The organism is Anoxybacillus sp. (assembly GCF_036834105.1).
Taxonomy (GTDB): Bacteria; Bacillota; Bacilli; order Bacillales; family Anoxybacillaceae; genus Anoxybacillus.
The window spans coordinates 1-2,924 of record NZ_DAITON010000196.1 but is presented as its reverse complement, the minus strand read 5'-3'; the positions used below and the strand labels follow the sequence as shown (position 1 = coordinate 2,924).

Annotated in this window: 4 protein-coding genes and 1 pseudogene; 3 read left to right on the top strand and 2 right to left on the bottom strand. The window is 44.3% G+C overall.

The genetic code is table 11. The features are described from left to right. Positions 1-57 precede the first annotated feature (57 nt). The 3 genes and pseudogenes from V7Z64_RS12740 to prpE form a co-directional block, all read left to right on the top strand. Positions 58-273, top strand: a pseudogene (locus V7Z64_RS12740) (amidase domain-containing protein); the annotation flags it as partial. A gap of 25 nt (positions 274-298) precedes the next feature. Further along, a complete protein-coding gene (locus V7Z64_RS12735) occupies positions 299-682 on the top strand; it encodes a hypothetical protein (RefSeq protein WP_297992621.1) in 384 nt (127 codons plus the stop codon). Between the two features lie 76 nt (positions 683-758). Beyond that, positions 759-1,496, top strand: a complete 738-nt coding sequence (gene prpE / locus V7Z64_RS12730) for a bis(5'-nucleosyl)-tetraphosphatase PrpE (RefSeq protein WP_297992623.1) — start codon at positions 759-761, stop codon at positions 1,494-1,496. Here the strand turns inward: prpE and V7Z64_RS12725 are convergent. Next, positions 1,493-2,371 (bottom strand): RluA family pseudouridine synthase, encoded by an 879-nt coding sequence (locus tag V7Z64_RS12725; protein ID WP_297992626.1) that lies wholly within the window; start codon positions 2,369-2,371, stop codon positions 1,493-1,495. The two genes, prpE and V7Z64_RS12725, sit on opposite strands and share 4 nt — an antisense overlap. 12 nt (positions 2,372-2,383) lie before the next feature. After that, a partial coding sequence (locus V7Z64_RS12720) for an NAD kinase (RefSeq protein ID WP_334110646.1) occupies positions 2,384-2,924 on the bottom strand: 541 nt, incomplete at its 5' end.

Below are 2,924 nucleotides of genomic sequence, written 5' to 3'. Positions count from 1 at the left end.
TGTTTGTCTTTTGGGGATGGAAATTAATGTAATGAAAAATGCTCATCTACAGTAAGTAACGTAAAAGACTTAAAAATTGGTAGCCTTGTTGGATACGATTTTAACAATGATGGCTATTTTGATCATCTTTCCATCGTAGTAAACTATGATAGCAATGGCGAACCGTTAACTGCTCAACATACGCCAAGCGACTATAATCGTCCATGGAAATCAGTTAATTCGTCAACAAAACATTATTTTATTCAAACAAATGATTACTGGTATTCGAATTAAACAAATTTAAAGCGGGGAAAAAACATTGAAAAAATATATGTTGTTGTTCACGTTGTTAGCTTTCTTTATAGGATGTAGTCATAAAGACATCCCAATGTACAATGGGTTTCCCATTCCTGAAGGGGCAAAAGTCATAAAAATAGATAGCGATAAAGGCAAGGTGCATCCTGTTTTTATCAGTCAAGCTTTCTTCCAGTTAGAAGAGCCTATGTCTGACTTTATACCGTCCCATCCTTTCTATCAAACGATTATAAATGAAGGATGGAAAGATGAAGAAGCAATAAAAAAGTTAGGCGAAAATCGCTATATATTCAGTAAAGATAATCGACTGATTGAAGTAGGTATTTACAACGACAAGATGACCCTTACAGAATACAACCCTGAAATTTTTTGGAAGCAAATCAAATGATTCTCCAGTGCATGTTGCTCTGGGGATTTTTTTGTGCATAATGAATAACAAATATCTTTATAAGGAAGGTCAACAAATGATGTACGACATTATCGGCGATATTCACGGCTGTTTTTATGAATTCGTTCAATTAACGGAAAAGCTCGGTTACGTTTGGGAAGGTGATATACCGATCCATCCGAACGGACGAAAGCTTGCGTTCGTCGGCGATTTAGCCGATCGCGGTCCGCAGTCATTACGAGTGATTGACACCGTCATTGCGCTCGTTCAACAAAATAAAGCGGTGTACGTTCCGGGCAACCATTGCGACAAGCTGTATCGTTTTTTTCTCGGTCGAAACGTACAAATGACGCACGGGCTTGAAACGACGGTGGCGGAGTGGGAACAAGCAGATGAGAAAACGAAAGCGCGCCTTCGTACGCAGTTTATGACACTGTACGAACACGCGCCCCTTTACGCCGTCTTAGATGGTGGAAAACTAATCGTTGCCCATGCTGGCATTCGCGCAGATTACATCGGAAAATTCCATCAAAAAGTAAAAACGTTCGTTCTATACGGCGACATTACAGGTGAAAAACATCCAGACGGCTCCCCCGTTCGACGCGATTGGGCAAAACATTACCGCGGCGACGCGCTTATCGTATATGGGCATACACCTGTGAAAAAACCGCGCTGGCTCAACAACACCGTCAACATCGACACCGGCTGCGTATTCGGTGGACAGCTCACAGCGCTTCGCTATCCAGAAATGGAAACGGTCTCTGTCTCATCGACGATGCCATATGTCGCTGAAAAATTTCGTTCATTTGACTAAAGCAAGCTCGCCATATCGTCTGGAAGCGGCGCGTAAAACGTCATCGTTTTTTCAAGAAAAGGATGAACAAACGTCAACTCACAGCTATGCAACGCTTGCCTTTGCATGCGCTCGCGCAAGCCGCCGTACAAATCATCGCCAACGAGCGGATGGCCAATGTACGAAAAATGGACGCGAATTTGATGCGTCCGTCCCGTTTCTAATTGAATCGACACGTGCGTCATATCGTTTTTATATTGCAACACTTCATAATGCGTCACCGCACGCTGACCGTCCGCTCGCACTTCCCGTTCGATGATGCTGTCGCTTTTTCTCGCAATAGGAGCATCAATTGTCCCGACAGACGGGGTGACGTATCCGTGGCAAATCGCTTCATACCGACGCTTTATTCGCCCTTGTTTTTGTTGTTCGCTCAATATATGATGCACGTGGCGATGCTTGGCGACAAGCACAAGCCCGGACGTATCACGGTCTAATCTTGTGACGACATGCACAGTCGTTTGCAAGTTTTGCTGTTCATAATGAAACAACAGGGCGTTCGCTAACGTGCCGCGCGGATGTTCACGGGACGGAATCGTTGACATACCGGGCGGTTTATTGATGACGACAACGTCATCGTCTTCATACACAATCGAAAGCGGAATCGGTTCTGCGATCATACTTTCACTTTTTTGTTCAGGCGGAAACGATACGCACACTTCATCCCCCTCTTTTAGCACGTAGCGAACGGTGACACGCTGACCGTTTACTTCGATATTTCCCCCTTTAAACTTAATGTCTGTCAACGCTGTTTTCGAAATATGCTTTTCTTTTAAAAACTCCCTTACAGCTATTCCATCTTGTTGCTTTGTCACAATCCAACGAAGTTGAAACATACGAATCCCTTTCTACTGGATAAATGATTCGCGCACACGCTTCCAAAATGGAAACGGACGGAAGCGGGCAAAGCGAATTTTTTCATCAGCGACGCGGCATTGAATCGATTTTACATCTTTATGCAATAACGATAAATGGTCGATCGTAATTTGAAAATCAACGTTGTTGACCGGCTTTAACATGCACGTATGATGCTTCGGCAAAACGAGCGGCGAGCCGATCGTGCGGAAGACGCGATTGTTAATCGACGCCATTTCCGCGACTTGAATGGCCTCTAACGATGGATGTAAAATCGCACCGCCGAGCGCCTTATTGTATGCGGTGCTTCCTGAAGGAGTAGAAATGCATAGCCCATCCCCGCGAAACGTTTCAAATAAATTGCCGCGAATTTCGACATCCATCACGAGCGTCCCGCTTACACTTTTTACAGTACATTCATTGAGCGCTAAATATTTCACTTCACGTCCACCACCGACGTAACGAATCGTCACTTCAAGGAGCGGATATTCGATCACTTGATACGGCGTTTTAGCGATAGCGATAACAAGCTTT

Excerpts from the sequence above, each read along its gene's own strand:
- V7Z64_RS12725 (WP_297992626.1), bottom strand. The coding sequence starts at position 2,371 with ATGTTTCAACTTCGTTGGATTGTGACAAAGCAACAAGATGGAATAGCT.
- prpE (WP_297992623.1), top strand. The coding sequence starts at position 759 with ATGATGTACGACATTATCGGCGATATTCACGGCTGTTTTTATGAATTC.